We start from the raw sequence: 23,947 nt of genomic DNA on the forward strand, positions 1-23,947 counted from the left end.
TTCAAATGCAATTACATAAAAAATACACATAAACACACAAATTAAAAAGCAACAACAGAACATAAGATATTGAATTATATGAAATAGAGGCTTTCCATGTGTCAGTCTAAGTTGAATATAACACGTCTTGACATGGTAGGGGTCGGTGGTTCGAATCCACTCGGTCGTACCAATTCTAAATTAACTAATTTAAAAAATAAAAAGTTCAGTTTATTAGCGCATCCCTCCTCTCTGTGACCCACGTCTAATTTAACAAGATAAATATAGCTATAAAAAAGCGAGCAACCTGCTCACTTTTAATATCTAGCTTCTATGCGTCGCCTATTAACTCACTGTTAGCGACCAATAATTAGTGCACCGCCTTGAGCTAATAAGTTTAAGGTTAACTTACCACTGTTACTTACTATGACTTGCTTAATACCAGCACTGCCATCTTTTTTATCAAACAACAGTGTGATTTTTTTGCCTGCTAACATAGGTAAATCTATGTCTAATGTTTTGGCTTTATTTTCACCATTCACAGCTGCTACCCACCATGTTTGCTGATGACGCCTTGCAATAATTGCATCTTGGCCTGGTTGACCAGCAATGTAGCGAGTTTCATCCCATACTGTCGGCATCGCCTTTAAAGTATCAATAACAAATTTAGGTTGCTCTTTAAGGTTATTTGGCGTCAGGCCAAAATGTTGCACTGGTGATTGATAAAGCACACCTGTTGCCAGTTCAAATGTATCTGTGGTTTTACGAGTAGTGCCGACTGTTTGATCTTGAGATAAGCGTTTGTTTAAAAACACAGGGGCAAAATCCATAGCGCCAATAGCATTACGAGTGAACGGTAAAATAGTCGCGTTATAGGCATGTAAATCTAACGAATTTTGATGAAAAACAAGGTTCTCCGATGCTAAAACCGCTTCAGATGTTACGAAGTTAGGATACATTCTTTCCCAACCACGCGGGATGGTGCTGCCATGAAAGGTGATCACTAAACCATACTGATTTGCATCAGTGAGAATATCTTCATAGAGTTTAATGGTTTCTTGTTTGTCTCCACCAAAAAAGTCAACTTTAAGGCCTTTTACACCAATGCTTTGCAGCCACGCCATTTCATTTCGACGAGCAGGTGCACTGTTCATTCTATTTTGTGGGGTTTGAGGTGCATCATTCCACCAGCCATTTGAGTTGTACCACAAAATAACATCAACACCCTTACCATTGGCGTACTTAACCAAATCGGCCATTCTATCGCGGCCAATGTTTTTATCCCACCAATTGTCGATTAATACATATTCAAAATTTAATGATGCAGCTAAATCGATAAATTTGATTTGGTCATCGTAGTTGATACTTGGGTCTTGCCAAACAATCCAGCTCCATGTTGATCGACCCATTTTGTAATCTTGGCTTGCTTGATAAAGGGGTTTAACCAAATCAAAGGCCACGGTTGATTCAACAATTGGCTTTAAACTCGTTCCTAACGTGATGGTGCGCCAAGGTGTGGTTGCTGGCATCGCCATAGCGGCATAAGTCGCACCAATGCCATTGTTTTCGCCAGCCTGAGGAAATGAAATACTATAAATACCGTCTTTTATGCCTTCACTTAATTTTGAGCCGACATAATGGCTATCAACACCGGTTTCAGAAATTAATAACCAACCTTTATCGCTATTTTTAAATAATGCAGGAAAGGTAAATCCAACACCGTTCGCCGATGGTGTTCCAAGGGCTTCATTAAAGGTATAAGGCTCTTCGTAACTTGGTTTTGTCTGCATCCAGCCCGTTTCAGGTAAGGCTTGTGGGCTTACAAATGTGGTTGCAGAATCTGGTAAATTAAAAGCACTGTATTCAGCTAACACCTTGATACGGGTATCTGTTTCAGTCCCTGAGATTTGATAACGAAATGCAACATCGCTATCAGACACATTAAACTCGACGCCAAGCATTCTGCCGTCTTGGTTTTCAAATTGCGCTTTAAGTGAATTCGCCGTGTAATTTACTTCACTTACTTTCGCATTATGCATCTTATAACTTTCATTGACCGAAGCAATTGTATGGCTTTTATAATTTAGGCTTTGTGAAAAATCACCCAGGTTGGTATTTAAACCAAGTTGTGATTGCTGCAAAAACACCTGCGTTCCATGGTTTACGCTATATACAAGTTGGTTTTGTTGTTTTTCGAGTTTTACAGTTATTTGTCCATCAGGGCTTGTAACGCTAAGCGGTAATTGTGCGTGAGCAAACATAGAGCTTGTGAGAAGTGATATATAGACACTTGGTTTTATCATTATTGTTATCCTTAAGCTGCAAAAGCATTAAGTGATATCATAATACAAATGTAAAGTTTTTGTCACCCAATCCTATTGATATAAGCAGTGATCCAAAAATGTACTCCACCCGTTAGATATTGTTACAGTTCCTAGGTTGTATATTTACGACAAAAGGCTAAGCTTTAGATAAATAACAAAAACTTAGAAAATTTATGAAACTACTGACCGTGCTTTTTCTATTCGCCTCATATCAAGCTCTTGCGGGCCTTACTCCTGTTAGCTTTGAAAAAAATGGCGAAATCAACACTGAAGAAGCAGTGCGCTTCAACGGTGGATACGGTTATAACCTAGATGCCAAACACGTTTTAAAACTCGTAACTTTAGATTGGCCCCCCTACATTGACGAAAACTTATGTAACAAAGGCTGGCTTTACCAATTTGCTGTAAGCTCCTTACTTGAAAAAGGCTATGGCGTGCAAATTAGCTTTTATCCGTGGGCTCGTGCCGTAAGAGAAGCTGAATTAGGGCGCGCTGATATTCTCTTTCCTGAATATTTCGTTGAAGATGATGTTATTTCAGATAACTTCCTTGATAAAACCCGCAACGATTTACTTGCTTTGAGTCATGCCATTCCAGGTGGGGATCTTTCTTTCGTGGCGTTAAAAGGAAATCAAATTCCATTTAATGGGGATTTAAAATCAGTTAAAGATTTACCAATTGGTGTAGTACGTTCTTATAAAAACACTAAAGAGCTCGATGCCATGATTGATAATAAAGAAATCGATACAATCGTCGCTAATAATGAGTACCAACTAATCCACCTCTTACTAAGTAACCGAGTAAGCCTGATTGTGGCAGATCTTGAGGTGTTAAAAGCCAGTGTTTATAAATCTGAATTATCAATTAGCGGCAAACGACAAATTTTAGAATCACTGGTCGCGCTAGAGCCTAAACTTGAATACAAACCGCTTTATTTTTCTGTCAGTAAATCAACGCCGCACTGGCAAAAAGTTTTACAAGATTTAAATGATGAAATAGAACTCATGCAACAAAGCGGCAAGTTTGACGAGTTCATCGAAGGAATGAAACAACAGTGCTACGGATTAGAAAAAGCGGCGTAACCGCCGCTTTATTTTGATAATATCAGTACGCGATTGAGTACTACTCAGGCACTCTAACCCAGCCTTCCATCAACACACGCGCACTTCGGCTCATACTTGCTTTAGTTACTTGCCAATTACCATCAACAAGTGTTGCAGCAGCGCCCACTTTTAACGTGCCAGATGGATGACCAAAGTTTACCTCTTGTCGCTCACCACCGCCTGCAGCAAGGTTTACCAATGTACCAGGAATAGCAGCTGCAGTACCTATTGCAACCGCGACGGTGCCCATCATGGCATGGTGCAATTTACCCATCGACATAGCACGTACCACTAAATCAATATCAGTATCACTGACAACTTTACCGCTTGATGCATGGTAAGTCTTAGCTGGTGCAACCCAAGCTACTTTTGGCGTATGTTGACGTGCCTTTGCTTCATCAATATGAGAAATTAGCCCCATTTTCAACGCCCCGTAGGCTCGAATTGTTTCTAATTTTTCAAGTGCCGATGCATCACCGTTTATGGCTTCTTGAAGCTCTGTACCATCGTAGCCAACTTCACTGGCGTTAATGAAAACTGTCGGAATACCCGCATTGATCATCGTTGCAGACAACATACCAATACCTGGCACTTCTAGCTCATCGACTAAATTACCTGTTGGGAATAAGGCCCCTTCGCCATCTGCAGGGTCCATAAACTCAAGTTTCACTTCAGCAGCTGGAAAGGTCACGCCATCAAGCTCAAAATCACCGGTTTCTTGTACTTCACCGTTAGTAATTGGAACATGTACTATAATGGTTTTACTTATGTTTACTTGCCAAACTTTAACTTCGACAACGCCGTTGTCTGGAATTTTGCTGGCATCAACAAGGCCGTTCGACACAGCAAAGGCTCCGACTGCTGAAGTTAAATTGCCGCAGTTACCACTCCAATCTACAAACGCTTTATCGATAGCCACTTGACCAAATAAATAATCAACATCGTGATCAGGTTTCATGCTTTTCGATAAAATCACCGTCTTACTAGTGCTCGAGGTTGCACCGCCCATACCATCAGTTTGTTTTTGGTAAGGATCGGGACTACCAATCACACGTAATAACAGATTATCGCGCGCCTCACCTGCCACTTGGGCAGGCTCAGGTAAATCAGTTAAGTTAAAGAACACTCCTTTACTGGTGCCGCCACGCATATAGGTCGCTGGCACCTTAATTTGTGGTTTAAACGCCATCGCTTAGTGCTCCTCAGATTCTAAAAAATCTTGCGCGAAACGTTGCAGCACACCACCCGCTGAATAAATTGACACTTCTTCAGCTGTGTCTAAACGACACGTCATTGGTACTTCAACAGTTTCACCATTGGCACGGGTAATAACTAATGTCAGTGTTGCGCCTGGTGTTGGCTCACCTTTCACACTAAAGGTCTCACTGCCATCAATACCTAATGTAGTTCGCGTGGTGCCCGCTTTAAATTCAAGCGGTAATACGCCCATACCAATTAGGTTAGTGCGGTGAATACGCTCAAAACCTTCTGCTGCAATCACTTCAACACCAGCAAGGCGTACCCCCTTAGCTGCCCAGTCACGTGATGAGCCTTGGCCATAATCTGCACCTGCCACAATGATAAGCGGTTGTTTGCGCTGCATGTAGGTTTCAATAGCTTCCCACATACGCGTCACTTTGCCTTCTGGTTCTATGCGAGCATATGAACCTTGCTTCACTTCACCATTTTCTTTAACCATTTCATTCAGTAACTTAGGGTTAGCAAATGTTGCACGCTGTGCTGTTAAATGGTCGCCTCGGTGAGTAGCATACGAGTTAAAATCTTCTTCAGGTAAGCCCATTTTAGCGAGGTACTCACCAGCTGCACTTGACGCTAAAATCGCATTCGAAGGTGATAAGTGGTCAGTAGTGATGTTGTCACCCAATACGGCTAATGCGCGCATTCCGCTTAATGTACGCTCACCTGCTAATGCGCCTTCCCAATAAGGAGGACGACGAATATAGGTACTTTGTGGACGCCATTGGTAAAGCGGATCGTTGTCTTCACCGTAATCTACACTTAAATCAAACATTGGCTCGTAAACCTTTTTAAATTGTTCAGGTTTAACACTTTGTTTGATCACTGCATCAATTTCTTCATCTGTTGGCCATAAATCCATAAGGCGAATTTCGTTGCCTTGTTGATCATGCCCTAATACATCTTTTTCGATATCAAAACGAATAGTACCGGCGATAGCATAAGCAACAACCAGTGGCGGTGAAGCTAAGAATGCTTGTTTAGCATAAGGGTGAATACGACCATCGAAGTTACGGTTACCCGAAAGTACAGCGGTTGCATATAGGTCGCGGTCAATCACTTCTTGTTGAATTTTAGGATCAAGCGCACCACTCATGCCGTTACAGGTTGTACATGCAAAGGCAACAATACCAAAGCCAAGTTGTTCAAGCTCAGGTAATAAATTGGCTTCTTCTAAATAAGACTTAACCGCTTTAGAACCCGGTGCCAGTGATGTTTTAACCCATGGCTTACGGGTTAACCCTTTAGCGTTAGCATTACGCGCAAGTAAACCTGCAGCAATAACATTGCGTGGGTTACTGGTATTCGTACAACTTGTGATTGCAGCAATGATACAGGCACCATCTGGCATTAAACCTTCTTCATTTTCAACAACGCCAGTGATACCCGCTTTATCAAGTTCGCTTGTTGCAACACGGCGATGAGGATTTGAAGGGCCCGCAATATTGCGACCAACTGACGATAGATCAAAGGTTAACACACGCTCATACTCAGCCGTTTTAAGACTGTCACTCCAAAGCCCAGTCTCTTTTGCGTAAGTTTCGACGAGTTGAACTTGCTCTTCTTCACGGCCAGTTAAACGTAGGTAATCAAGTGTGTTGTCATCGATGTAGAACATCGCAGCTGTTGCGCCAAACTCTGGCGTCATATTAGAAATAGTTGCTCTATCGCCTAAGGTAAGTGCATCGGCACCTTCACCATAAAATTCAAGGTAGGTCGACACAACTCTTTCATTACGTAAAAATTCGGTGATCGCTAGTACGATATCGGTTGCAGTAATACCCGGTTGTGGCTTGCCTTTGAGCTCTACACCCACAATATCTGGTAAACGCATGTAAGATGCGCGGCCAAGCATCACACTTTCAGCTTCAAGACCACCTACACCGACTGCAATAACACCTAGCGCATCGACCATGGGTGTGTGGCTATCTGTACCAACTAATGTATCTGGGAATGCCACGCCATCACGTTTTTGGATCACAGGTGACATTTTCTCTAAATTGATTTGATGCATAATGCCGTTACCCGGCGGGATCACATCAATATTTTTAAATGCTGTTTTCGTCCAATTAATAAAGTGGAATCGGTCATCGTTACGACGGTCTTCAATAGCACGGTTTTTTTCAAATGCGTCAGGTTCAAAACCTGCGTGTTCAACCGCTAATGAATGGTCAACAATTAACTGTGTTGGTACCACAGGGTTCACTTTTGCAGGATCGCCGCCTTTTGCAGCAATGGCATCACGCAGGCCTGCTAAATCAACTAGCGCTGTTTGACCTAAGATGTCGTGACACACAACGCGCGCAGGAAACCATGGAAAATCTAAATCACGCTTGCGGTCAATCAATTGCGACAGCGCATCATTTAGCATTTCAGGGTCACAGCGACGAACTAAGTTTTCGGCAAGTACTCGCGATGTGTAAGGAAGTGTGGCATAGCTGCCTGGTTTAATTGCATCAACAGCAGCGCGCGTATCAAAGTAATCGACGCCGGTGCCTGCTAATGGTTTTCTAAAGTTTGTATTCATGATGATTCTACTTGTACTTGGTGACGGTGAACAAAGGTGGGCTGATTGTTTTTGTATTTATTTCGCCCCTTCATAAAGGGGCAGCTAAGCTACCCCTAACACTGATTTAATTAACGATTAACGCTCAGAAATTGGCGTATAGCTACGCGCTTCTGGGCCCGTATAATCTGCACTTGGGCGAATAATACGGTTATTAGCACGTTGCTCTTTCACGTGTGCTGTCCAACCTGTTACACGGCTCATCACGAAAATTGGCGTGAATAACTTAGTTGGAATACCCATGAAGTGATACGCAGATGCATGGAAGAAATCAGCATTACAGAATAATTTCTTTTCACGCCACATAACTTCTTCACAGCGAACAGACACTGGATAAAGCACATCATCACCCACTTCTGCTGCCAGTTTTTCTGACCACTTTTTGATGATCACGTTACGTGGATCTGATTCACGGTAAATGGCGTGACCAAAGCCCATGATCTTGTCTTTACGCTCAAGCATGCCCATCAGTGCATCTTCAGCTTGATCTGCACTTGTGAATCCTTCAATCATATCCATAGCCGCTTCATTCGCACCACCATGTAATGGACCACGTAAGCTACCAATCGCACCCGTTACACAAGAGTGAATATCAGACAATGTTGATGCACACACACGCGCAGTGAATGTTGATGCATTAAACTCATGCTCAGCATAAAGAATTAAAGACACATTCATTACTTGCTCAAACAGTGCTGATGGCGCTTCGTCATGTAATAAACGTAAGAAGTGTGCACCAACCGAATCATCATCAGTTTCAGTGTCGATGCGAACGCCATCATGGCTAAAGCGATACCAGTAACAAATAATACTTGGGAATACAGCAACCATACGGTCAATTGCATCATTCGCTTCTGAGAAGTCTTGCTCCATTTCTAGGTTACCTAGCATTGAACAACCAGTTCTCATTACATCCATTGGGTGCGCGTCTTTAGGAATGTTCTCAAGCACTGTTTTAAGTGCATCTGGTAAACCACGTAGTGATTTTAGCTTTGCTTTATATTCAGTCAGCTCAGACTCTGTTGGTAATTCACCGCGCGACAGTAAAAAAGACACTTCTTCAAACTGTGCTTTATCTGCTAATTCACTAATATCATAACCACAATAAGTTAAACCTGAACCTGATTTACCTACTGTACACAGTGCTGTCTCACCTGCTACTTGACCACGTAAACCTGCGCCGCCTAATGCTTTATCTACCATGAGTGTTCTCCTTATATGTTGTCGTTATTATCTTTTAGCTGAGAAAAGGTTATCGAGTGTGTTTTCATATGAGTGATAATCTAAAAACTCATATAATTCCGCACGGGTTTGCATATTGTCTAATTGGCTTTGCTGCGAGCCTTCGCTAAGAATAGACGAATACACATTAAGTGCTGCTTTGTTCATCGCTCTAAATGCACTGAGTGGGTAAAGTACAATTTCAACACCTACTTCGCTTAATTGCTCAGTTGTATAAAGCGGTGTTTGGCCAAATTCGGTGATGTTCGCAAGAATCGGCACATTTAACGCTTTAGCAAACGCTTGGTAATCTGCTAGATCATGTACCGCTTCTGCAAAGATAGCGTCTGCGCCAGCTTCAACACACGTCGCGGCGCGGTCAATAGCTGCATTTAAGCCTTCTTTTTGGAATGCATCAGTACGCGCCATAATGTAAAAATCACTGTCTGTTTTAGCATCAACCGCTGCTTTAATTCGGTCAACCATTTCATCTTTAGACACGATTTCTTTATTCGGACGGTGACCACAACGTTTTTGTGCTACTTGGTCTTCAATATGGAAGCCCGCAGCACCTGCTTTGGTCATTTCTTTAACCGTACGAGCAATATTAAATGCACCGCCCCACCCTGTGTCAGCATCAACAAGAAGCGGTAAGTCGGTAGCGCTGGTGATTCGACGAATATCTTCAAGTACGTTATCTAGACTAGTCATACCTAAATCTGGCATGCCGTATGATGCGTTAGCAACACCCGCACCTGAGAGGTAAAGTGCTTGGTGACCGGTTTTCTCTGCCATCATTGCGCAGTACGCGTTGACGGTACCAACCACTTGTAATGGCTTGTTGTTGGCAATTGCCTGTTTGAACTTTAATCCTGCTGACATTGGATAACTCCTATCTTTGAACGGTTTCAGCTCTTTGGCTGACTCTATTTTTTAAATCTAAATTGTGACTGTTTAACTACGGCGCTACTGATTTTTTGCTGCGAGTAAGTCAAACTTCGTCTGAATATTTGCCTGAGACGCACTTATATGGCGCTTCATAAGCATTTCGGCTAATTCACCGTCATGGTTTTCAATGGCATTAATAATAGCTAAGTGTTCATCAAACGCTTTTGATACACGCGGCCCAACCATCCCCATTTGTACACGGTACATACGAATTAACTGGTACAACTCATTACATAATAGATGAATTAGGTGTGCGTTTTTCGACCCTTTAATAATGCGATAATGAAAATCAAGGTCGCCCGCTTCTTGGTAGTATGATTCACCTTCTTTTACACGCTGTGTTTGTAAGTGCTGGTTCAATAACTGTTTTAAACCCTGCACTTCTTCAGGTTCCATGTTGTCGGCAGCTAACCGACAAGCCAGCCCTTCTAGGGCACTACGAACCTGATAGACTTCGATTAAACGCTCGGCGGTTAGCGCAACAACACGACAACCGACATTCGCTTTACGCTCGACCAAATAACAGCTCTCTAAACGATTTAGCGCCTCACGTAAGGTGGCACGGCTTACACCATAGCGTTTAGCAAGTTCTGGCTCAGAAATTTTGCTACCCTGCTCAATGGTACCCTGTACAATTTCACGGCGCATGTCGACAAACACTTGGTCTGATGCTGTTGTTATCGTGATATCGTTGTAGTTATCGTTGGCTTTTTGCTCTGTCATAAATAGGTCTATTTAAGTACTAAATTAAGATTGTCGACAATTTGTGAGTTCACTATGCGCCCTATCATTGCATGTGTCAACCTTGAGATCGGAAAAACAGACTAAAAAACCAGCAAAATGTCGACATAAAATGATATTTATCAAAAATAATGGCTATAAAGAACATTTATATTGGTAATATGTCGACACTTCAATCTCGTTCTTAAAAAGCTAAAAATATCCCCCGATAGCGCTATAAATGGTATGATCCAGCTATTATTACGTGATGTGAGAGCCATTTAGTGGACGCTAATACATATATTCCTGACTCATTTATTGATGATGTAAAAAGCTACCTTCCTGAACATTTATCATTAGACGACTTTATTGCAGCCTGTCGTCGCCCACTGAGACGATCTGTTCGCGTAAATACTTTAAAAATGTCAGTCGCTGAATTTGAGCGTCAATGCGCCAAAAAAGGATGGGAATTAACAGCAATTCCATGGTGTGAAGAAGGATTCTGGCTAACACGTCCTAGCGACGAAGAAGCGGTCCTTGCCATCGGAAATACCGATTTACACTTAAGTGGTGCTATGTATGTGCAAGAAGCCAGTTCAATGTTACCGCCGGTAGCACTGAGAGCCGAAGTTCAGCAAAGCGATACGGTACTTGATATGGCATCAGCACCGGGTTCAAAAACATCACAAATCGCTGCCATGATGGATAATAGTGGCGTGTTAGTGGCCAATGAGTTGTCATCGTCACGCTTAAAAGTATTAGCAGCAACCCTCAAACGTATGGGCGTAGGTAATTGTGCATTATCACATTTTGACGGTGTGATCTTTGGGGATTACATGTATGAATGCTTCGACAGTATTTTGCTAGATGCCCCGTGTTCAGGTGAAGGCACGGTTCGTAAAGATGCAGACGCCTTAAAGAATTGGTCAATTGAATCTAATATTGATATTGCTGCTGTGCAAAAAGCCCTTATAAAAAGTGCCTTTTATGCCCTAAAGCCTGGCGGCACATTAGTTTATTCGACCTGTACTTTAACACCGCTTGAGAACCAACAAGTGTGTGAGTATCTATTAGCAGAGTTTCCTGATTGCATCGAGGTACAATCGCTCGATAGCCTTTTTGATGGCGCAGACAAAGCGACAACCAGCGATGGTTATTTGCATGTTTGGCCGCAAACTTACGACAGTGAAGGTTTCTTCATCGCTAAATTTAATAAAGTAGCATCAAGCGATAACCCAAATCAAAAAGTTAAAAAAGGCGCATTTCCGTTTGCTGAATTTGATAAAAAGCAAAGCCAAGCGTTTATGCAAACAATTAAAAAACAGTTCGGTCTAAAATCACTTCAAGGCACCTTAATGCAACGTGATAAAGAGCTCTGGTTGTTTCCTGATGGCTTTGATGAACTGCAAGATAAAATTAAATACTCACGTTTAGGTATTCAACTTGGTGTGATCCACAAAGGCGGTGTTCGCTTGGCGCATGAGTTTGCCACCGTATTTGGCCAAGATTGCGATAAAAATACCTTTGAGATGTCGGCTTGCCAAGCAAACGATTACTTTAACGGTAAAGATATTCGACTCGAAAAACCAACACAAGATAATGGTGAAGTAGTGTTAATGTTATGTGGCTGTCCGGTAGGACTTGGTAAGTGGCAAAAGAATAAAATTAAGAACTCATTACCGCGTGATTTAGTCCAAAATGCCCAGTTGATAACTTGGGTATAAGTTGCGCATAAGAGCTGTATAAAAAAACAACGACTTTAGGTAAAAAGCTGTAACAGTCTGATTTTAAACTAGTATAAAATTTGTACATTTACCGTGCAATTTCCTGCTGATTAACTACACTTAAAAGTACTTTCTACTTCTCCCTACTGAATTTAGAAGGTGTTTTTTTATAGTTAGCGCAGGCTCACACGAGCCACCCCTAAGCCCAGAACAATGCGGATTCGTTCTGGGCGTTTTTTATTCAAAAGTCGCATAGCAAAGCATCAGTCTTTTTGATTTCATTGTAAAAACAATGATAAAGGATTGATTATGCTTAAACCCCTGTGCTTCGTACTACCACTTTTACTTAGTAGCCAAACTCTGGCAAAAAGCAGTGATTACCTAGGTTTTGACTACCCTAATAAGGCTAAAAATGCCGTCAGTATCAGCTTTGATGATGCAAGACATAGCCAAGTTGATACCGGTTTAGCGCTTTTAAACAAATACCAAATAAAAGCGACATTTTATGTATCCCCTTTTAACGTAAAAGAACGTGTTGAAAAATGGCAAATGGCTGTAAAAACAGGTCACGAAATTGCCAATCACACGGCGAGTCATTTGTGTACCGGAAACTTTGAATGGTTGCGTGAACTTGGGGTATCACTTGAACAATTTACGTTAAAAGAAATGGAGCAAGATATCTTAAAGGGGCAAGACTATATAAAAGCCACTCTTAACGTGTCACCAACCGCTTTTGCCTACCCTTGCGGAAACACCTTTGTTGGGCGTGGTGCTAATACTAAAAGTTATGTACCGTTAATAGCCAAGCACTTTAGAACAGGTCGAACTTGGCTAGACGAAACGTCAAATAACCCTAACTTTACAGATTTTTCGCAGTTAACCAGTTTACCTATTGATGGGCTGACTTTCGAAGAGATTAAAAAAACTATAGAGCAACACCGAACCAACAATAGTTGGATCATTCTGGCAGGCCACGATATTGGCAAGCGAGATCAGTACACCACCGGCAGCGACGTACTAGAGCAGCTCATTGTTTATCTACAAGATCCTAAAAATGGCTTTTGGTTAGATACGGTAAGTAATGTTGCTGACTACGTTGAGGCGAATCGTAAAGCAATCGATTAATTATCGTTTAAATCAAATTCAGTTATTTGGTTATCAGCGTGAATAAGTTCATATTTAGCAAGCAAACCGTCATTGAGCTCAATTAAGCTGATAGCCGCATTACTGACCAAATACTTTTGTCCTTCGCCTATGGTTTGGTGTTTATCAACTTCCATCTGCCAACGCTTAGTGAAAAAGTTAAGTGGGCTTTTCGGGGCATATAAAATTGAGTCTAGCTTATCGAGCACATTAATAAGTTTGCGTGGGAACTCATTTTTAATGCCGCTGGCAGTCAACTGCCAAATTCGGTTTTTATGCTTACCAAAGCGCTTTTGCACTGAAAAGCAAAATGAATAATGGACATCGCCAGAAAGGATCAAGGTTTCTTTTGGCGTATCTTCACGGCGAAAAGTATCTAGCAGCTTTTTAGCAGAACCTTCATGGGCCATCCAGTTTTCAACATCAACTAACAAGGGTTGCCCGCAAAAATTAAAAATCGCTTGGATTGCTTCAATCGATTTAACACCAAACACCGGAGCTGGAGATACGATAATCACTTTATCTTGAGACAATAAGCTTTCTTCTAATTCAGTGAGCCTTTCCCAATCAAGTAAACCTGATGGTTCATTGAAGTTTTGCTCATTACGCCAGCGATGGGTTCGGGTATCGAGCACCACAACTTTGGGGATGGTATTTAGCTCGTAATGCCAATGGTTAAAATTGAGTATTAGCTTATCAAAGTCGTTAAAATGCCAGCTCTGTTGTTGCAGGCTTTGTTTAAAACTGGGTAATAAAGACAATGAGTTATCACCTGCATCATTACCAATCCCTTGCATTAACCAATAACTAATCAGGCCATTATTTACAATACGACGGCTAGCTGGGTGCTGATAAATAGCTTGCTCCCAGCCTGCGGTTAGGTTCCAATCATCGGTGACATCATGATCATCAAACATCATTAGTGTCGATACATTGGCGAATAACCTTTCAACACTGTGAAGACCCTTTGCAAAACCAAGCAGTGCGTCTTTTTCAAGTTTAAATAGATTAGCGTATTTAGGGGCTAATGCTGGGCATTCAATTGATTCGAACTCAATTAGCTGCCAAGTAACCGCGCTGAAGTTTAATAAATAAAGCGCTATAAATTCTTGAAAATGGATTAAGTGGTTTTCAGCTTTTAAGCTTGAGAAGTGCGGCTCATCTTTTTTAAGCCAATAACCAACACCAAATTTACTCCGTTTCTGCCAAGGTACTTTAGGTAAGTGTAAATGGCGCTGATAAAGTTGCTGCTCAAACCCTGCTGGTAAATCTAAATCAAGTGCTGGCTCTTGAAACACACCAAACAAGCTAATCACTTTTTCAATCGCAAGCAGCATAGGTCCTGCGACATCATCCGCATATATTTGATCGCCAGATAACAATAATAAGTCAGCGCCTGCATTAAGAGATTGGCGCTGATCATTTTGCCAATTGTCTGCAGCAACAAGGCTGTCTTTTGCAGGATGATGAGGGTTACGACAAGAACCATGAAGAATTCTATCGAGTCGATTTGGGATCACAAATGCAGGAGATTCAGCACGTTCATAGCAAAAAGACGACAAATCAATGCTTTTATCTTCATCATGTAACGAATAATAGATCAGTGAGTCAACTGCAAACTGGCCGCTGACTGGCATGACATTGATGAAATTTAAGTAAAGCTGTTGCCCTAATTGAATTGACTCTAAGTTCGAGTATGTTTCAACACCGCTAAACTCAATTCGGTAGTGGCAAGGCACAGTTGTGACAAATTGAAAGCACACTCGCCCTGCATCTGCTCGGCGTACCATTGGCCCCATTACTAACTGAGGTAAGTTTGATACGCCGTTCACTATTACACCCTTTTAGCTTGATTAAACAACGAGTAAAAGTTGTTGGTTGTTGCTTCAGCTAATTCGTTAAAAGTAAGCCCTTTTAACTCAGCGATGTAGTAAGCGACATCTTCAACATAGGCAGGTTGATTTGTTTTACCACGATATGGCACAGGCGCTAAATACGGTGAATCTGTTTCGATCAATAAGCGATCTAACGGAATTTGTTTTACAACGTCTTTTAACTCTACGGCATTTTTAAACGTAACAATGCCCGAAATTGAAATATAAAAGCCCAAATCAATGGCTTTTTTGGCCATATCCCAGTTTTCTGTAAAGCAATGCAATACACCACCACAATTATCAGCATTGTGAGCACGCATTAAGTTGATGGTGTCTTCTCTAGCGTCTCGTGTATGAATAATTAACGGTTTATTGAGTTCATTTGCAACCTCGATATGACCCACGAAACTTTCTTGCTGAACAATATGGGTGTCTTTTGAGTAATAGTAATCAAGACCTGTTTCACCAATCGCAACCACTTTGTCGTGGCTTGCAAGTGAAATAAGCTTTTCCTTATCGAGTGCGTCTTTTTGATCAAGTGGATGCACACCGCATGATGCAGAAACATCTGGATAGTGTTTAATTTTATCCAGCATAGATGGGAATTGATCTAAGGTTACACTCACACATAAAAAGTGTTCAACTTTCTTAGCGCGAGCGTTTTCAAGTACTTGGTCTAAATTAAGGTCGAGTTTATCGAAATCAAGCCTGTCTAAATGACAATGAGAATCTACAATCATGGTACTACTTTTTACATGGTATAGGTCGGATTGCCTGAGTTTAACATAGTACCGAGTAGTTTTTCGATTTTCACATTTAAATTGGTTTTATCATCGATAAAATTAACACCCACTCCTGGTGGATTTGAGCTTTGTGCACCTTGTGGTGTGATCCAAGCTACTTTACCCGTTACTACATCATCTTCTAACGCATCGGGTAAGGTAACTTTTAGAGCCAATGAGTGACCCATTTCAAAGCGCATATTAGTGCGAACAAATAACCCACCATTTTTTAAATAAGGCATATAACAGCGATATAATTCTTCTAAGTCTTCAATATCTACTAATAATTCTTGCACGATTTATCCTAATTTTGGCTTTCACGTAAAGTAAACGCTAATTGTGAAATGGCAAGTTCCAAGTTTAAACCAAGCACATGTGAACTGTTATAAAGAAACTCTGAAATTGCAGATTGTGCTTTCTGATAATTGAAAAAGTCCATTCCTAAAACCAATTGCGCCTTAAGATGCTCCGTTAAAAACAAAGCAAATACATTAACCAAGCTGTGATCTTTATTAAGGATGTCGACTAACGCACTGAAATTATGGCTGTCTTTTATCTCAGTTGCAAATTTATAAAGGGAATCGACAGCTTCAAGTTGATTGTCATTTTGCCACTGCTCAACTAGCAGTGGCTGTCTAGCAAATAAATCTAACCATGAATAATTAGCAATGTTTAATGATGCTAACCATTGTGTTGTATATTCTGGGTTAACTTTTATTTCGTGTACGGCACAACGACTTAAAATTGTTGCTGGTAATAGTGCGGTTTGCTCACACGTTAACAATAGATAACGGCGTAAGCTTGGTTCTTCGAGTGTTTTCAATAATGCATTTGCTGCCGCTGTTGTCATTTTATGACACTGTTCAAGTACCACCACTTTGTTACCGTTTTGCGCCGCAGAATGATTGATAAAATCACTGATCTCACGAATTTCATCCACACCTATTGTTTGGCCTTCTACCTTTACAACGCGTTTATCTGGGTGAGTACCCGCTTGATTTAGTTGGCAGCTTTTACAATTGCCACAGGCTTTTAAGTTTACAGGTGACGCACAAAGTAGCCCATCAGCGAGCGAATCGACTAAACGTTGCTTGCCAACACCTTTATCACCATTAAATAGCTGTGCATGATGAAAGCGTTGCTGTGCAAAACTTTGCGCAAGTTGCTGATAAAGCCCTTCAAGCCACGGCAAAGGCATATTAATTTAAACCTGCAAAAAAGTTATCAAGCACAGTTGTTATTGCCGCATGTACTTCAGGCATAGTTTGGTTTGCATCCACTGTTTTGATACTGCTATCAGTTTTAGCTATCTCGAGGTAACGTGCGCGAGTGCGCTCAAAAAAGCCTAATGCTTCTTGTTCGATACGATCAAGTTCACCACGTCCTTTTGCACGGGCAAGACCCACAGCTGGGTCAATGTCTAAATAAATGGTTAAATCAGGTTTTAAACCATTTAGCACCATATCAGCTAAAAAAGAGAGTTTTGTCTGTTCAATATCACGACCACCACCTTGATATGCTTGAGATGAAAGATCATGACGATCACCTAAAACCCAGGTACCCTTTTCAAGTGCGGGATTAATAACATTAGCAACCAATTGTGAGCGTGCTGCATACATAATTAATAGCTCAGTTTCACCCGTCACTGTTTCTTGGTGAGCCTGTTTAACGATATTACGCAGCTCTTCAGCCATGGCTGTGCCACCTGGCTCACGTACATTAATAAAATCGACTTGTTTATTTTCTAAATAAGCTTGGCATACGGCAATGGCCGTTGATTTTCCGGCCCCTTCTAGGCCTTCAATCACTATAAATTTCGCTGTCATATGACTCAATTCTGGTTGTTAGTTTAATTGGTACTGCTTTACCGCACGATTATGTTCTTGCAATGTTTTCGAAAATTGATGGCTGCCATCCCCTTTCGCAACAAAATACACATACTCAGATTCAGGTGGATTAACCGCGGCCAAAATCGCTGCTTTCGATGGCATGGCAATGGGTGTCGGCGGCAAGCCTTTTATCTTATAAGTGTTATACGGTGTATAGGTTGTTAAATCTTTTCGTTTTATATCACCATCAAAATCAGCACCAATGCCATAAATAACCGTTGGATCGGTTTGTAATCGCATATTGGTTTTTAAACGATTGGTAAATACTGCAGAAATTAATGGTCGCTCAGAAGCAAGGCCCGTTTCTTTTTCAATGATTGATGCCAATATTAACGCTTCATACGGTGAACTTAATACTAAATCGGGTGCTCTAGTTTGCCATGCAGCGTCTAATTCCTGCTGCATTTTATTGTATGCGCGTTTTAATACGCCGCTAGCAGTATCTTCACTATGGTAGTGATAGGTGTCAGGGAACAACCAGCCTTCTAAATTTTCTTGTGTGCTACTTATCTGCGTCGCTAAATTTTCTGTCTGTAAGTCTTGCGTTAAATGTGCTTGTTTTTGGATATTAGCAACAACGTCACGAAGTGGCTGACCTTCAATAATTGTAAAGCTAAAGCTTACTTGTGCACCTTGATTGATACGGCGAATATTATCAATCACAGCGCTCGTATCAAGTTCATAAAGACCCGCTTTTAAATCGGTAAGCGTAGGGTCTAATTTAGCGAGTATCTGAAATTTAAAGCAGCTATCGAGCCACTGCTTTGCTTGCCATGCTTGACAAAGCTGATTAAAGCCGGTGCCACGTTCTACTTTGAATAAAGTACTGTTTTCAACTTTTAACGGCATTTTTAATGCTGATTGAAGTTGTTGATAGCCAATTCCACAACATAGCAATGCTAATAACAGCACGCTAACAATGACTTTTATCACACACTCTCCTTGGCAAACTGCGCCGCTAATAGCGCTTTACTGCGTTCAATATCAAACTGTGTATTAGCAATCCGTGCAACGGGCACTACGCCCATTAAACTATTACACATAAATACGGCATCCATAGCTAAAAGCTCATCTAGTTGGATTGCTTTAAACTCAATGGCTAACTTATCACATAAAGCGCTGAGATAAACCCCAGTGATACCACAGCGGTCTAACTTGGGAGAAACAATATTACCGTTTTGAATGGCAAATAAATTTGCAGCAGAGCACTCGATCACATTGTTATCATAATCAAGTACAACAACGTCATCACACTCAAGGCTGCTCATTTGCTTTTTGATAAGTACTTGCTCTAAACGGTTCAAGGTTTTTAAGCCTGCAAGTAAAGGTTGATGTGCAAGTTTTACGTCGCTGACTGCTAAGCTTACACCCTGCTGCTGCCAACTTTTATAGTGTGAAACCGCAGGCATGACACTGATCAGCACTTGGATACTTGGTGTACCTGGTAAGCCATAACCACGCCCACCTGCACCACGGGTGACAACTATTTTTAAAATACCGGTTTGTGTATCACTGATTGCGTGGTTTACTTCACGCTCAATTGCGGTTAAATCTAATTCGGGGAAATAGAGCCTTTGCGCGCATTCTTCTAATCGCGCTTTATGTAAATCCCAGTGCTCAACGACAGAATTAACCACAGAGCCTGTGGTAAAGAAGCCGTCACCATAATTTAAGCCACGATCTTGCGTGCTTATTGTGGTGTCTGGTGTGATTATTTTTATTGTTTGTTTTAATTTACTCATACAAAAAAGCCCAGTTAAACAACTGGGCTCTTCTTTTTAGTCCGTTGTTAAAAAGAATTATACCTTTTTAAATAGCAACGAGCCATTAGTACCACCAAAACCAAATGAATTACATAGTGCGTAATCCAATTTAGCGTCACGCGCAGTGTGCGGTACATAGTCTAAATCACAGCCTTCATCTGGGTTATCAAGGTTGATTGTAGGGCTTACTTTCTGGTCAACAAGTGACAAGATAGTAATAATCGACTCTACCGAGCCTGCTGCACCTAACAAGTGACCCATCATTGATTTAGATGAACTTACCATCACATCTTTCGCTGCATCACCAAAAATAGTTTTAACAGCGGATGTTTCGGCTTTATCGCCTGCATTCGTCGATGTACCGTGAGCATTAATGTAGCCAACTTGGTCTGCATTAACTTGTGCATCGTTTAAGGCATTTTCCATCGCCAGTGCTGCGCCAGCACCGTCTTCAGGTGGAGACGTCATGTGATATGCATCACCACTCATACCAAAACCAACAAGTTCAGCGTAGATTTTCGCACCACGTGCTTTAGCATGCTCATACTCTTCAAGTACGATAACACCTGCACCATCAGCAAGAACAAAACCGTCACGGTCTTTATCCCAAGGGCGTGATGCTGCTTGTGGATCGTCGTTACGAGTTGATAATGCACGTGCCGCATTAAAGCCACCCATACCAATTGGTGTCGATGCTTTTTCAGCGCCACCGGCTACCATTGCATCTGCATCGCCGTATGCAATCATACGCGCAGCATGACCAATGTTATGCAGACCTGTCGTACAGGCTGTAACGATTGAAATATTTGGACCACGTAAACCGTGCATAATCGATAAATGACCAGAGATCATATTAATTATGGTTGAAGGCACGTAAAACGGAGAAAGCTTACGCGGACCACTGTTTAATAGTTTTATGTGGTTTTCTTCAATTAACGTTAAACCACCAATACCAGAACCCACTGCTACACCAACACGAGTGGCGTTTTCTTCAGTGATCTCTAGACCAGAATCTTGTAGTGCTTGTACACCCGCTGCAATGCCATATTGGATAAACAAATCCATTTTCTTTGCATCTTTCGGTGACATGTAAGCTGATGCATCAAAGTCATTCAGCAAACCTGCGAATTTGGTGCCGAAACTTGAGGTATCGAAATGCGTGATAGTTTGAATACCACTTTTACCGTTTAACAAACCTTGCCAAGTAGATTCAACATCATTACCTAGCGGTGTCAACATTCCTAAGCCTGTTACGACGACTCGACGTTTAGCCACGGGTTGCCTCCAATAAGGAAATTATTTTAGGTGGGGTGTATACCAAATTTATTAGTATCATTCTTCAGATAGACTAAGGGCAGCGTAAAGCTGCCCTTAAAATCAAAATGCGTAAAATTACTCAGCGTGAGCTGTAACGTAATCGATTGCAGCTTGAACTGTAGTGATCTTTTCAGCTTCTTCGTCTGGGATCTCAGTGTCAAACTCTTCTTCAAGAGCCATTACTAGTTCTACAGTGTCAAGTGAATCAGCACCTAAGTCGTCAACGAAAGAAGCTTCATGTTTTACTTCTTCTTCTTTAACACCTAGTTGCTCAATGATAATTTTCTTTACGCGTTCTTGGATGTCGCTCATTCTTCTTTCCTTTATTAAAAACGCCAATGCGTTATTTTCAGATTGCGGCGTAGTTTACGCCGCATAATTCTGTGATTCAAGGATTTGCTGATAATTACTTATCTGGTCAAACCTCTCGAATAGTATTTGTTCATTTATCGCTTATTTTCATAGCGAATTCAAGTATGTTTAAAGCAAGATCACAAAAAATTCAACAATTTTCGATAATCTTTCGTTAGCAAATTTTTGCCAACTTTCATTAAACCATGTACATCGCGCCATTTACGTGCAATGTTTCGCCTGATACATACGCAGCAGCGTCAGATGCTAAATAACATACCGCAGCAGCGATTTCTTCAGGTTGACCTAAACGTCCTGCTGGTACATTTGCAAGCGTAGCCGCTTTTTGCTCATCAGTCAGCTCATCGGTCATATCGGTTTGAATAAAACCCGGTGCAACAACGTTCACTGTGATGCCACGTGATGCCACTTCGCGAGCTAATGACTTAGTAAAACCAATTACACCCGCTTTCGCAGCAGCATAGTTAGCTTGACCCGCATTACCCATAGTGCCTACTACAGAACCAATATTAATGATACGGCCATTTTTCTTTTTCATCATAGGGCGTAATACAGCCTTAGATAAACGGAAAATTGAACTTAAGTTAGTATCGATGATGTCATCCCACTCACCGTCTTTCATACGCATTAATAGGTTATCGCGAGTGATACCCGCATTGTTAACTAATACGTCGATATCGCCTAAATCAGCCTTGATCGCAGCAAGTGTCGCCTCAATCGATTCAGGATCTGTAACGTTAAGGGCATAACCTTTACCGTTGTCACCTAGGTATTCACTGATTTTAGCAGCACCCGATTCACTTGTTGCAGTACCCGCTACTTTTGCACCTTGTGCAACTAGCGTATTTGCAATCGCTTTACCAATACCACGGCTTGCACCAGTGATTAGGACAACCTTGCCCTCAAGAGAAAATAAATTTGTCATTCTATTCCTACTTATTTCGCTTCATCAATCGTAGCTTGCGTACTAACCGCGACGCATACCATTGCTTTATCAATTCGTTTAGCAAGACCCGTTAAAACTTTACCTGGGCCAAACTCGTAGCTTTGTGTAATACCTTGTGCAACCAATGCTTGTACTGTTTCAGTCCAGCGTACTGGGCTGTAAAGTTGGCGTACTAATGCATCTTTAATTGCTTCGCTTGATTGCTCAGCTTTTACATCAACGTTGTTGATTACATCACACTTAGGTGTACTAAATGTTAAAGCAGCTAAATCAGCAGCTAATTTTTCAGCAGCTGGTTTCATTAGTTCACAGTGAGAAGGAACGCTAACCGCAAGCGGTAATGCACGTTTAGCACCAGCTTCTTTACATGCTTCTGATGCACGCTCAACTGCCGCTTTGTGGCCAGCAATAACAACTTGACCTGGTGAGTTGTAGTTTACTGGTGAAACAACTTCACCATTTGCTGATGCGTCACAGGCTGCTTTTATTTCGTCGTCACCTAAGCCGATGATTGCTGCCATAGAGCCAACACCCGCAGGTACTGCTTCTTGCATATATAAACCACGATTTTCAACAAGTTTAACTGCTTCTCTTAAGCTTACAACGCCAGCACAAACTAACGCTGAATACTCGCCTAAACTGTGGCCAGCCATCACAACCTCAGCATCTGGGTTTGCGTCTAACCATTGACGGTAAATAGCAACACTAGCAGTAAGTAATGCTGGTTGTGTACGATGGGTTTGATTTAATTCTTCTTCTGGACCATTTAGTACAAGCGCGACGAGATCATAGCCAAGAGCTTCAGATGCTTCAGCGAATGTTGCTTTAGCAATCTGTGAATCAGCTAATAGTTCAGATAACATGCCCACAGCTTGTGAGCCTTGACCTGGAAATACGAGTGCAATTTTATGTGCCATACTTTGCTCTTATAATTAAACAAAAAAATTTTCTGTAGCAGGCAGCATAACAAGTTTTAAGTATGCTGCACTACTTTGTTGTTGGATGTGTTTGCTCAAAAATCGCGACGATTTTTTCAGGGAGTTGGCGTTCGACTTCCCGCGCGGCTTCATCAATAGCAGCATGAAACGCCTTCGCAGAGGCATTACCATGGCTTTTAACAACAATACCGCGCAATCCTACCAGACTTGCGCCGTTATACTGGTCGGGGTTCACCCGCTTGTAGAGTTTTTTTATCACTGGGCGTAATAAAAACGCTAAACTTTTGTATAAGAAATGTTTGTGTAAGGCTTTGGTGAGTTTATGCATGATGAGTTTGGCAATACCTTCACAGGTTTTCAATGCCACATTACCTACAAATCCTTCGCACACTATAACATCGGCTTTACCACTGAAAATATCACTACCTTCACTATAACCTGTGTAGTTGAGATATTTACACTGCTGCATTAACTGTGCAGCTTGTTTGATTCCTTCATGCCCTTTGATGTCTTCAGAGCCAATATTTAATAAACTTACTTTTGGGTTATCACACCCAAGTGCCTGCCCTGCTACCACAGATCCCATAATGCCAAATTGATAAAGAGTTTGTGCATCACAGTGCACATTGGCGCCTAAATCTAATAAATAGACAGGGTTTTTACGTTCGGTTGGAACAGCAGAAATAAGTGCAGGACGTTTTACGCCTGGAAGCATCTTTAATACGTAATGCGCCATAAAAAATAACGCGCCGGTATTACCAGAGCTTACACACGCTTGCGCTTCACCCGATTTAACTAAATCGAGGGCAACTCGCATTGATGAATCTTTTTTAGAACGAACAGCAGAAGCAGGCTCACACGCGTTAGTGACGACTTCGCTACAATGGCGAATTATTAAACGAGGATGAGAAACAGAATCGAGTGCTTCGAGTTCTTTCAGGATAACTTGCTGATTACCACATAAGATGAGTCTTAAGTTGGTATTAGCATTGACCGCTTTCACGGCAGCGGGGATAGATGAACGGGGGCCGTAATCGCCCCCCATCATATCTAACGCTATGGTTAGATTGGTCAGCATATA

Annotated in this window: 21 protein-coding genes; 3 read left to right on the plus strand and 18 right to left on the minus strand. The window is 41.5% G+C overall.

All coding sequences use genetic code 11. The annotated features are described in order from the left end of the window. Positions 1-335: 335 nt before the first annotated feature. Positions 336-2,282, minus strand: coding sequence for a glycoside hydrolase family 97 protein (locus P4S60_RS08500; RefSeq protein WP_337115669.1), 1,947 nt, complete (start codon positions 2,280-2,282; stop codon positions 336-338). 194 nt (positions 2,283-2,476) lie between these two features. Between P4S60_RS08500 and P4S60_RS08505 the strand changes: the two genes are divergently transcribed. Continuing rightward, positions 2,477-3,385 carry a substrate-binding periplasmic protein gene (locus P4S60_RS08505; protein WP_337115670.1) on the plus strand — a complete coding sequence of 303 codons (909 nt, stop codon included), beginning with the start codon at positions 2,477-2,479 and terminating at the stop codon, positions 3,383-3,385. A gap of 40 nt (positions 3,386-3,425) precedes the next feature. On the opposite strand, the gene prpF is transcribed toward P4S60_RS08505, so the two are convergent. The 5 genes from prpF to P4S60_RS08530 form a co-directional block, all read right to left on the minus strand. Then, complete coding sequence (gene prpF / locus P4S60_RS08510) at positions 3,426-4,595, minus strand: 2-methylaconitate cis-trans isomerase PrpF (protein WP_337115671.1); 1,170 nt, start codon at positions 4,593-4,595, stop codon at positions 3,426-3,428. Between the two features lie 3 nt (positions 4,596-4,598). Beyond that, complete coding sequence (acnD, locus tag P4S60_RS08515; RefSeq protein ID WP_119851721.1) at positions 4,599-7,190, minus strand: Fe/S-dependent 2-methylisocitrate dehydratase AcnD; 2,592 nt, start codon at positions 7,188-7,190, stop codon at positions 4,599-4,601. 117 nt (positions 7,191-7,307) lie between these two features. Then, positions 7,308-8,432: a bifunctional 2-methylcitrate synthase/citrate synthase gene (prpC, locus tag P4S60_RS08520; RefSeq protein WP_063704938.1), complete on the minus strand. Its 1,125-nt coding sequence runs from the start codon at positions 8,430-8,432 to the stop codon at positions 7,308-7,310. Between the two features lie 27 nt (positions 8,433-8,459). Further along, positions 8,460-9,332 carry a methylisocitrate lyase gene (gene prpB / locus P4S60_RS08525; protein WP_337115672.1) on the minus strand — a complete coding sequence of 291 codons (873 nt, stop codon included), beginning with the start codon at positions 9,330-9,332 and terminating at the stop codon, positions 8,460-8,462. Positions 9,333-9,416: 84 nt separating this feature from the next. Further along, positions 9,417-10,121, minus strand: a complete 705-nt coding sequence (locus P4S60_RS08530; protein ID WP_054554723.1) for a GntR family transcriptional regulator — start codon at positions 10,119-10,121, stop codon at positions 9,417-9,419. A 281-nt stretch (positions 10,122-10,402) separates the two neighbouring features. Here P4S60_RS08530 and rsmF point away from each other — a divergent pair, with 281 nt between their 5' ends. Then, the gene (gene rsmF / locus P4S60_RS08535; protein WP_337115673.1) at positions 10,403-11,842 is read left to right on the plus strand and encodes a 16S rRNA (cytosine(1407)-C(5))-methyltransferase RsmF; all 1,440 of its coding nucleotides are present in this window, start codon (positions 10,403-10,405) and stop codon (positions 11,840-11,842) included. A 309-nt stretch (positions 11,843-12,151) separates the two neighbouring features. Further along, positions 12,152-12,967: a polysaccharide deacetylase family protein gene (locus P4S60_RS08540; RefSeq protein ID WP_337115674.1), complete on the plus strand. Its 816-nt coding sequence runs from the start codon at positions 12,152-12,154 to the stop codon at positions 12,965-12,967. Here P4S60_RS08540 and P4S60_RS08545 read toward each other — a convergent pair. From P4S60_RS08545 to plsX, 12 genes are all read right to left on the minus strand, one after another. Continuing rightward, on the minus strand, positions 12,964-14,820 hold the full coding sequence (locus tag P4S60_RS08545) for an alkaline phosphatase D family protein (protein ID WP_442961503.1): 1,857 nt from the start codon (positions 14,818-14,820) through the stop codon (positions 12,964-12,966). The genes P4S60_RS08540 and P4S60_RS08545 overlap by 4 nt on opposite strands. After that, positions 14,820-15,599, minus strand: a complete 780-nt coding sequence (locus P4S60_RS08550; RefSeq protein ID WP_337115675.1) for a TatD family hydrolase — start codon at positions 15,597-15,599, stop codon at positions 14,820-14,822. Before P4S60_RS08550 ends, P4S60_RS08545 begins: the two co-directional genes overlap by 1 nt. A gap of 11 nt (positions 15,600-15,610) precedes the next feature. Further along, positions 15,611-15,937, minus strand: coding sequence for a PilZ domain-containing protein (locus P4S60_RS08555; protein WP_063704928.1), 327 nt, complete (start codon positions 15,935-15,937; stop codon positions 15,611-15,613). Between the two features lie 8 nt (positions 15,938-15,945). Continuing rightward, positions 15,946-16,839, minus strand: a complete 894-nt coding sequence (locus P4S60_RS08560; RefSeq protein WP_063704926.1) for a DNA polymerase III subunit — start codon at positions 16,837-16,839, stop codon at positions 15,946-15,948. 1 nt (position 16,840) lies between these two features. Then, positions 16,841-17,467, minus strand: coding sequence for a dTMP kinase (gene tmk / locus P4S60_RS08565; RefSeq protein ID WP_337115676.1), 627 nt, complete (start codon positions 17,465-17,467; stop codon positions 16,841-16,843). 18 nt (positions 17,468-17,485) lie between these two features. Further along, positions 17,486-18,463: an endolytic transglycosylase MltG gene (mltG, locus tag P4S60_RS08570; RefSeq protein ID WP_063704924.1), complete on the minus strand. Its 978-nt coding sequence runs from the start codon at positions 18,461-18,463 to the stop codon at positions 17,486-17,488. Beyond that, positions 18,460-19,272 carry an aminodeoxychorismate lyase gene (pabC, locus tag P4S60_RS08575; protein WP_337115677.1) on the minus strand — a complete coding sequence of 271 codons (813 nt, stop codon included), beginning with the start codon at positions 19,270-19,272 and terminating at the stop codon, positions 18,460-18,462. The genes mltG and pabC overlap by 4 nt, the downstream gene beginning before the upstream one ends. A 57-nt stretch (positions 19,273-19,329) precedes the next feature. Then, positions 19,330-20,568 carry a beta-ketoacyl-ACP synthase II gene (fabF, locus tag P4S60_RS08580; protein ID WP_054554715.1) on the minus strand — a complete coding sequence of 413 codons (1,239 nt, stop codon included), beginning with the start codon at positions 20,566-20,568 and terminating at the stop codon, positions 19,330-19,332. Positions 20,569-20,685: 117 nt separating this feature from the next. Beyond that, entirely contained in the window at positions 20,686-20,922 is a 237-nt protein-coding gene (gene acpP, locus P4S60_RS08585; RefSeq protein ID WP_016707440.1) for an acyl carrier protein, read from the minus strand. 238 nt (positions 20,923-21,160) lie between these two features. After that, a complete protein-coding gene (gene fabG / locus P4S60_RS08590) occupies positions 21,161-21,907 on the minus strand; it encodes a 3-oxoacyl-ACP reductase FabG (RefSeq protein WP_063704919.1) in 747 nt (248 codons plus the stop codon). A gap of 11 nt (positions 21,908-21,918) precedes the next feature. Beyond that, on the minus strand, positions 21,919-22,845 hold the full coding sequence (gene fabD, locus P4S60_RS08595; protein WP_337115679.1) for an ACP S-malonyltransferase: 927 nt from the start codon (positions 22,843-22,845) through the stop codon (positions 21,919-21,921). 70 nt (positions 22,846-22,915) lie between these two features. Next, positions 22,916-23,944 carry a phosphate acyltransferase PlsX gene (plsX, locus tag P4S60_RS08600; protein WP_337115680.1) on the minus strand — a complete coding sequence of 343 codons (1,029 nt, stop codon included), beginning with the start codon at positions 23,942-23,944 and terminating at the stop codon, positions 22,916-22,918. Positions 23,945-23,947: the final 3 nt, after the last annotated feature.

Source organism: Pseudoalteromonas sp. Hal040, from assembly GCF_037162425.1.
Taxonomy (GTDB): domain Bacteria; phylum Pseudomonadota; class Gammaproteobacteria; order Enterobacterales; family Alteromonadaceae; genus Pseudoalteromonas; species Pseudoalteromonas gelatinilytica.

Bases quoted from the DNA above. Each gene is read 5' to 3' on its own strand.
- P4S60_RS08500 (WP_337115669.1), bottom strand. From the start codon at position 2,282: ATGATAAAACCAAGTGTCTATATATCACTTCTCACAAGCTCTATGTTT.
- P4S60_RS08505 (WP_337115670.1), top strand. From the start codon at position 2,477: ATGAAACTACTGACCGTGCTTTTTCTATTCGCCTCATATCAAGCTCTT.
- prpF (WP_337115671.1), bottom strand. From the start codon at position 4,595: ATGGCGTTTAAACCACAAATTAAGGTGCCAGCGACCTATATGCGTGGC.
- acnD (WP_119851721.1), bottom strand. From the start codon at position 7,190: ATGAATACAAACTTTAGAAAACCATTAGCAGGCACCGGCGTCGATTAC.
- prpC (WP_063704938.1), bottom strand. From the start codon at position 8,432: ATGGTAGATAAAGCATTAGGCGGCGCAGGTTTACGTGGTCAAGTAGCA.
- prpB (WP_337115672.1), bottom strand. From the start codon at position 9,332: ATGTCAGCAGGATTAAAGTTCAAACAGGCAATTGCCAACAACAAGCCA.
- P4S60_RS08530 (WP_054554723.1), bottom strand. From the start codon at position 10,121: ATGACAGAGCAAAAAGCCAACGATAACTACAACGATATCACGATAACA.
- P4S60_RS08540 (WP_337115674.1), top strand. From the start codon at position 12,152: ATGCTTAAACCCCTGTGCTTCGTACTACCACTTTTACTTAGTAGCCAA.
- P4S60_RS08550 (WP_337115675.1), bottom strand. From the start codon at position 15,599: ATGATTGTAGATTCTCATTGTCATTTAGACAGGCTTGATTTCGATAAA.
- P4S60_RS08560 (WP_063704926.1), bottom strand. From the start codon at position 16,839: ATGCCTTTGCCGTGGCTTGAAGGGCTTTATCAGCAACTTGCGCAAAGT.
- tmk (WP_337115676.1), bottom strand. From the start codon at position 17,467: ATGACAGCGAAATTTATAGTGATTGAAGGCCTAGAAGGGGCCGGAAAA.
- pabC (WP_337115677.1), bottom strand. From the start codon at position 19,272: ATGAGTAAATTAAAACAAACAATAAAAATAATCACACCAGACACCACA.
- acpP (WP_016707440.1), bottom strand. From the start codon at position 20,922: ATGAGCGACATCCAAGAACGCGTAAAGAAAATTATCATTGAGCAACTA.
- fabG (WP_063704919.1), bottom strand. From the start codon at position 21,907: ATGACAAATTTATTTTCTCTTGAGGGCAAGGTTGTCCTAATCACTGGT.
- fabD (WP_337115679.1), bottom strand. From the start codon at position 22,845: ATGGCACATAAAATTGCACTCGTATTTCCAGGTCAAGGCTCACAAGCT.
- plsX (WP_337115680.1), bottom strand. From the start codon at position 23,944: ATGCTGACCAATCTAACCATAGCGTTAGATATGATGGGGGGCGATTAC.